The following is a 7,330-nucleotide window of genomic DNA, read 5'->3' as shown; positions in this document are numbered from 1 at the left end:
ATTTCGACCTAACTCAGTCAAGGTCAGTGTCTTACATTCAATCAGTGCCTTAGAGGCCAGCATCAAGCTGTTTAATCGTTTTAGGTGAAGTTCTGGGCAGTATTGGTGTAAAGAATGTTGTAGGATATTGGCTTCGCGCATCTTGTTGTCCAAGTGTAGTTTTTGGCGAAACCATTTGATCATGCAACAAGATGCGCTTCCACCCTAATTTGATGATTTATTTGTAAATCATCAGGGGATTCTTCAGCACTGCTCATAACTCATGCCAGAGGTATTGAAAATATCATATTGCTCTGAATCAATTTCTTGCTGAATAATATCGTCGTTCAGTAAATTATAATTAAAACTATTTGTCGTCGATGTTGCGTGCTGGGCATTTAATTCCCAGTCGATACCATTCCCTGAATCTATTGTACCAACAAAGCCACCTAGAATATCAAAGTTGTTGGTTTCAGTTAATGTATCTCGCTCGCCAAGTTGCGCGCCTCGTATAGAAATCACTAATTCTTCGCCAACTGGATTAAACTTATTATCGGCACTCATCACAGGGGTATTCGTTGATACTGGCGTACCCGCATAACGGGTTTCAGTTTCTGCTAATGAAGCAGAAGCACGACCTCGGAATTTTATATTCTCAGAAATCTCATAGGAGAAATTAGATAACAGCGAATTACGAGTTTGATCGCCAAATAACTTAGTGACATTACCATGATTATATAAACAACGACCATCACCTGAGTCTATGGTATTTTCCGTTTTTTCACATATATCTGAATTACTATACCAGCTACCGTTGCCAGGTCCATATTTACCGTTTGGTACTGAGCTATATCCACTATATGCGTTATAACTTGAATCGTCCATTCGCCAAATATCACGATCCATTACAGCTTTAGTATCATAATATTCATAGGTTAGCGTGATATTGCCTTTATCAGTATTAAAGCCCGTTGCAAGTGATAAACGGTTGGCATCGCCTCCTTCTACGCTTGGTTGCTCAGTACTGTAATCAAGCTGAAACCCTTCAAACTCTTTCTTAGTGATAATGTTTATCACACCCGCAACCGCATCGGAACCATATACTGCCGAGGCGCCATCACGCAGGATTTCAATACGCTCCACGATAGCCATAGGGATAGAAGATGTATCGGCCACAGAGCCAGAGCTTGAACTCGTGCCAGGCATACGGCGTCCATCTAATAACACTAATGTCGCAGACGATCCTAAACCGCGTAAATTGACATCACTGGTTGAGCTTGCTCCTGATCCATAGCCAGAAATACCACGCCAAGAACCAAAGCTGTTTATCGCGGAGTTATTCAATACGTCAGCAACGGTTTTTTCACCCGTCATGGCAATATCCGCAGCATTAATGACAGTCACGGGTGAAACAGTTTCCATATCAACTTGTTTAATACGAGAACCCGTCACTTCAATGCGTTCAACTTTCGCATTTTCTTCTGCTGCATTTACCGCCGCAGAAAAGCCTATTCCAGAAAAAACCACACTGCTTGTCGCCACTGTAATTAAACTAGTACGAACGGCTTTGGCCGTTAAACTTAAATAGCGCATTAATCTCTCCTTGAGGTAAATAAAACCCTATGTTTGTTATTTTTATATTTGGCAAGCGAACTCTATTTCGCTGTAGGGATAATGTTAATGCGCAACATCTAAGTCAACCATTAAAAACAATTAATCTCAAATTAAAACAAATTAACACAAAGTAAATTAACTTGAATATAAGATATCCGGATATACATCATGGGGTTAAACAATACAGGCCTGTTGAATATATTAAATATTTAATTTGATACAACAAATCTTAATTGTTAACTAAAAGAATACCGAGAAACTCACGCCACAAATGAATCAAAGTGTATCGAAAATAAAACGCTGAATATTAATTTACACTTAGTTCAATATTAATTAACCATAAAAAATGCCACTCATTTGAGTGGCATTAATATTGAAACACTGAGTAATGATTGATTACTTAAAGTTGGCAACCTTCAACACTTTTTGAGTTTTCATAAACAATATCGCCTACAGGATTGTAGTCAGCAGCTTTAATCACTTGTTTCTCTTTCAAGAAAGAATAGAGTAAATCAGCATCAACAAAACCCGTTTGAATTGGGCTGGTTAGTTTAGGATAACCGTCACCACCCGCAGCATTAAAGCTAGGTACAGTGAACTTATAAGTGGCTGTTGGGCTAAAATCCTTGCCACCGATGTCGCTGATGTTGGCTGTTTTAGCCACACAGTCAATGGTCATTTTAACACCAGTGATTTGTGCATAACCACCAGAACCAACTTGAAGACTGCCGACTGCGCCTAAATAAGCCGCAACTTCAGTACCTGTCATTTCGTTAAGGGTAACCATATTACCAAATGGCTGAACAGTCAGCACGTCACGGTAACTAATGTTGCCTGGTTGGATAGATGCACGTACACCGCCTGAGTTCATTACACCAAAATCAGCAGTCACTTTAGCACTTTGTGCCATCGCTAACATACGGCCTAAGTTAGTTTGCTTATTACGCACGTTTGCACGCTCACCATCTAACAGGGCATCCGTTGTCGCAATGACTTCGTCTAACTTAGCTTGACCTTTCTCTTGATAGTAAGAAAGCAGCTCTTTTAACTCTGAATCCGGTTCAATTTTAGTGCCTGCTAAGTCAGCAGTTTTCTTACCAGCATCATCCAGTTTGCGCATATTCACAGGGACAAGCTTGTAGCTCGCTAGATGGAGTTCACCGTTAAAGTATTCAAAATCTGCACGGCCAACATATTTACCCCATTCATGGGCTTGCATGATCCAAGTGCCATTTTGTTTATCAGGTGCACATGCATCACCAGGCTTAAAGGCTGCATAGGCTTTGTTGTCAGTTCCCGGTTCCATACACACTGGATTCTGTGAATGACCACCGATAACAACTTGTAAATCCCCTTCTTTCAATGCGCGAGCCATAGCTACATCGCCAGGGGCATTACTACCATTTTTACCATCCGCGTAATGACCCATGTGCGTGGTAGCGAAAATGATATCTGCCGCTTTGGCATCTTTAATTTCTTTAATCACTTTAGCAACTTCCACCTTGGGATCGGTGAATGTTAGATCGCTAATGTATTCTGGGTTACCAATCTTAGCAGTGTCTTCTGTCGTTAAACCAATAACAGCAACTTTAAGACCATTAACGTCAAATACTTTATAGGCATCAAAGTAACGCTCACCAAGAGTACCATCGGCATTTTTACGGTAAATGTTCGCCGCTAACATAGGGAATTCAGCAAGGCGACGCTGCATATCAAGTACTGATAACGGATTGTCAAACTCATGGTTACCAACAGCCATGGCGTCGTAACCAATTTTATTCATGCCCGTAAAGTCTGGTATGGCATCTTGAAGATCAGATTCTGGTACACCCGTATTAATATCACCACCAGATAATAATAAGGTTTGACTGCCATTCTTACTCACTTCTGCACGAATTTGATCAACCAGAGTTTTCTGAGCGGCTAAACCGTATTCACCATCACTGTTTTCCCAGAAACGGCCATGGTTGTCATTGGTATGTAAAACGGTAAACGTTTTACAAGCACTTCCCGCTTCAGCACACGTTGTTGGAACTTTATCGTCATCACTATTATTACAACCCGCAAGTGCAGCGAGAACAGCAGTTGCAACTAATCCTTTAATAAGCATATGTCTCATTACATCAACCCCTTGATTTTAATTATTTTATCATAGAAAGATTGTCGTGAACTCCATCAAGTTCAGCGTCACGGATAATAGCAAATAATAAAGATAAATTGTGTCATTTTTATTAAAAACTTGACATTTATATGAAATTTGGCGGGCATTTTAAGAAGGATTTGTTTCATATAAAAAATAAGCTGAATGACTGATTTTTATATATTTAGAGAATACAAAATAAAAATGGAATAAATGGATTTTAATCGTTTGTTATAAATAACTTAGGAAATATGAAAAAACATCGCGATTGTTCCTTTAAAAAAACAAGCATGGGTAAATTTCAACTTACCGCATGCTGTTTTTATCAGCAATTAGACTTATCTACATTTCAAATCGCTGTAATAACCATTTAGAAATCGCTTTCAATTGTTCAGGAATGACAGAATGAGGCATTGGATAAGTTTGCCACGTAACATGATAGCCGCCCGCAGTTAAGGCTTCTTTTGCTAACATTCCAGCGGAAAATGGTACAACATCATCCTGTAGACCGTGTTGCTGTAATATGGGTGTATTGCGATTCGCCGCGCTTAATTCAGCGGGTAACACATCACCCGTCGGTAAATAGCAAGACAACGCCATAATCCCTGCAAGTGGCTCAGGGAAACGCAGTCCAGAGAATAAACTCATGACTCCACCCTGACTGAATCCTGCTAATACGATACGTTGGCTCGCAATACCCGCCGCGATTTGTTCATTAATTAATGCGGCAACCATTTTCTCCGACTCAAGCACGCCTTGCATATCGGCTCTGTCATGCAAATCCATGCTTTTAATATTGTACCAAGCGCGCATAATGTAGCCACCATTAATGGTCACGGCTTGCTCTGGTGCATGGGGAAAAATAAATCGAATAGCATGATCTGCAGGTAAGCCTAATGCAGGCACTACGGGAGCAAATCCGGCCCCCGAATCCCCTAATCCATGTAACCAAATAACCACAGCCGTAGCAGGAGTCTTAGGTTCGACAACAATACGCTCAAGAGAAACTGACATACTAAAAATTCCCAATTCGATATTAAACACTCATCAACTAAAAAATGATGATAAATCTATACGTTAAACACTCATCACCACTCGGGCACAGGTTATTCAGCATCCATGCCCAGCACATCTTGAATCGCACGTAACTGAGCATTTGAGTCCAATACTAAGCTCCAACGTACACCGCCACCATCGGCGATCAGCATAGGAGGCTGACGTCTCAAGCCGATATCCTCAGCACTCGCTTGCAGTACGATACTGGCAACGTTGAGGCGCACTTGAACCTCAAACTCAGTAACGATTAACTTACCCTGCGAAAAATCTAACACCATTATGATAACCGCCCTATGTGAAAACGCCGTCATCATAGCAAACTTGTGCTCTTTTACCGATGGCATTTCCTGACCAGCATCCAAGCCATTAAAGTTTGATTACATTTGAGCTAACAGTGAGATAACAAATCCAGTGAATTATCAGGTAAACTTTTGCGCTATATCTTTTGTGCTATATAGAGTGGGTTAACAGAAAACCAAGCTGAATTGATGGTCTTATCACCCCAAACTCGAACTAACATACTTCATCATTAGGCTACTATAAATAATGCTTTCACTTCGCCGAACCGTCCTTTGCAGCACCCTAGTCTTTGCCCTGCAACTACTTCCCTGCGCTTATGCCAATAGCACTCCAAATACCTTAACCACTGAGCCTACTGCCACTGTTGTACAAGCTGATACGCAGCAGAACCAAGATGCACTGACCTACGCCAATTACACTGAAGTCAGCGTGAGTCATTTGGAACTAGCCCTTACCGTCGATTTTAAGCAAAACCGCTTATCCGGTGAAGCCACCCTCGATTTAGCTTGGCATAAGGTGGGGAAAGAACTCATCTTAGATACTCGAGATCTGACGATTAACAGCGTAAGTGCTTTAAATACAGCTGGGAAATGGCAAAGCGTGCCCTTCACCTTAGCCAAAGCGGACGTTGTAAAAGGCGCGGCGCTGACCATCAAACTTGCCGATGAAGATACCCAAAAAGTTAAAATCAATTACCACACGTCGAATAATCCGTCTGGTATTCAATGGTTAACCCCTGAGCAAACCCAAGGTAAACAGTTGCCTTTTATGTTCAGTCAGAGTCAGGCGATTCACGCCCGCAGTTGGATCCCACTGCAAGATACGCCAGCCGTTCGCCAAACCTATAGCGCAATAATTACTGCCGATAAAGCCATCACTGTGGTCATGAGTGCCGATCGCAAAACCCTGTCGAGCACTCAGACCCAATTCACTATGCCGCAGGCTATTCCAGCATATTTGATTGCTATTGCGGCAGGACATTTAAAGTTTGCTCCCTTAGATAACATCTCGGGCATTTGGGCTGAGCCAGAGATCCTCGACAAAGCGAGCAAAGAATTTGCCGACACGCCAGAAATGATCAAAATCGCGGCTAAACGTTATGGCGATTACCCTTGGGGACGTTATGACTTACTTATCTTGCCACCAAGTTTCCCCTTTGGCGGCATGGAAAACCCGCGTTTGTCTTTTATTACACCCACAGTGATCGCGGGTGATAAAAGCTTAGTGAGCCTCATCGCCCACGAACTTGCGCACTCGTGGTCGGGTAATTTAGTGACGAATGCCACTTGGCGCGATCTCTGGCTTAATGAAGGTTTTACGACCTATGTTGAGAATCGCATTATGGAAGACCTCTATGGCCGAGACCGAGCACTGATGGAGCAAACCATCGGCTACTCTGAATTGCTTGCAGAGCTTGCAGAACTTACTCCTGCCGATTCAGTGCTACATCTCGATCTCGGTAAACGCTCACCCGACGAAGCCTTCAGCGGTGTCCCTTATATAAAAGGCCAGTTGTTCTTAATATTTTTAGAGCAAAAATTTGGCCGTGAACGCTTCGACACTTTTGTGAAAAGCTACTTCAATCATTTTGCATTTCAGAGTATTACTACGGCGCAATTCCGTGAATATTTATCTTTGAATCTATTAAACAAATATCCCCATCTTGTCAGTGAAGGTGAAGTGGATACTTGGATTGAAGGTCAAGGTTTACCGTCATTTCTTGTGCCGCCCAATTCCCACGCCTTCGATGATATCGATGCTCAAAGACAAACTTGGCTCGAGGGTAAACTCAGTGCAAGCGAGTTGAAAACCAGCACTTGGACAGTCCACCAGTGGTTAAGATTCATCAATGAAATGCCAAGGATCAATCTAGATCAAACCAAACTTGCCGAGCTAGATAAGGCGTTCCATTTTACGGGCACTGGCAACAGTGAAATCGCTTTCGCATGGTATTCACTCGCCCTAGACAACGGCTATTACGCAGTACTACCCGCATTAAAACAACACTTAACCCATATTGGCCGCATGCGCTTAATCGTGCCTTTATATCAAAAGCTAGCAAGCTCTGATAAATACGACTGGGCCAAGAGTGTCTATCTCAACGCTCGATCTGGTTATCATCCCCAAACCCAAGCAAGCTTAGATATGATGTTTGCCGACAAACCACTCGAGCATGAACATAGCCATTAGCGAGATAAAGAGCCATTAGCGGTTGCGACAATCATTAAGCCATTAGCACCA

Annotated in this window: 4 protein-coding genes and 2 pseudogenes; 1 reads left to right on the top strand and 5 read right to left on the bottom strand. The window is 42.2% G+C overall.

Translation table 11 applies throughout. The annotated features are described in order from the left end of the window. The 5 genes and pseudogenes from L5M10_RS16010 to L5M10_RS15990 all read right to left on the bottom strand — a co-directional run. Nucleotides 1-141, bottom strand: a pseudogene (locus L5M10_RS16010) (IS4 family transposase); the annotation flags it as partial. A 108-nt stretch (nt 142-249) separates the two neighbouring features. Next, nucleotides 250-1,572 (bottom strand): annotated as a pseudogene (locus tag L5M10_RS16005) (TonB-dependent receptor plug domain-containing protein); the annotation flags it as partial. A 421-nt stretch (nt 1,573-1,993) separates the two neighbouring features. Next, entirely contained in the window at nt 1,994-3,712 is a 1,719-nt protein-coding gene (gene ushA / locus L5M10_RS16000) for a bifunctional UDP-sugar hydrolase/5'-nucleotidase UshA (RefSeq protein ID WP_105252205.1), read from the bottom strand. A gap of 363 nt (nt 3,713-4,075) precedes the next feature. Beyond that, nucleotides 4,076-4,747: an alpha/beta hydrolase gene (locus L5M10_RS15995; RefSeq protein WP_263255576.1), complete on the bottom strand. Its 672-nt coding sequence runs from the start codon at nt 4,745-4,747 to the stop codon at nt 4,076-4,078. Between the two features lie 92 nt (nt 4,748-4,839). Next, nucleotides 4,840-5,067, bottom strand: a complete 228-nt coding sequence (locus tag L5M10_RS15990) for a DUF3389 family protein (RefSeq protein ID WP_006082094.1) — start codon at nt 5,065-5,067, stop codon at nt 4,840-4,842. Between the two features lie 268 nt (nt 5,068-5,335). On the opposite strand from L5M10_RS15990, the gene L5M10_RS15985 reads away from it, so the two are divergent. Continuing rightward, nucleotides 5,336-7,279, top strand: coding sequence for a M1 family metallopeptidase (locus L5M10_RS15985; protein WP_263255575.1), 1,944 nt, complete (start codon nt 5,336-5,338; stop codon nt 7,277-7,279). The last annotated feature ends 51 nt before the right edge of the window (nt 7,280-7,330 follow it).

It is taken from the genome of Shewanella sp. SM32 (assembly GCF_025654235.1).
Lineage (GTDB): Bacteria > Pseudomonadota > Gammaproteobacteria > Enterobacterales > Shewanellaceae > Shewanella > Shewanella oncorhynchi.
The sequence above is the reverse complement of the archived record's forward strand: the minus strand, read 5'-3'. Positions and strand labels throughout refer to the sequence as shown.

What these genes read in the sequence shown, in the direction of transcription:
- ushA (WP_105252205.1), bottom strand. Translation starts at nt 3,712, where the DNA reads ATGAGACATATGCTTATTAAAGGATTAGTTGCAACTGCTGTTCTCGCT.
- L5M10_RS15995 (WP_263255576.1), bottom strand. Translation starts at nt 4,747, where the DNA reads ATGTCAGTTTCTCTTGAGCGTATTGTTGTCGAACCTAAGACTCCTGCT.
- L5M10_RS15990 (WP_006082094.1), bottom strand. Translation starts at nt 5,067, where the DNA reads ATGGTGTTAGATTTTTCGCAGGGTAAGTTAATCGTTACTGAGTTTGAG.
- L5M10_RS15985 (WP_263255575.1), top strand. Translation starts at nt 5,336, where the DNA reads ATGCTTTCACTTCGCCGAACCGTCCTTTGCAGCACCCTAGTCTTTGCC.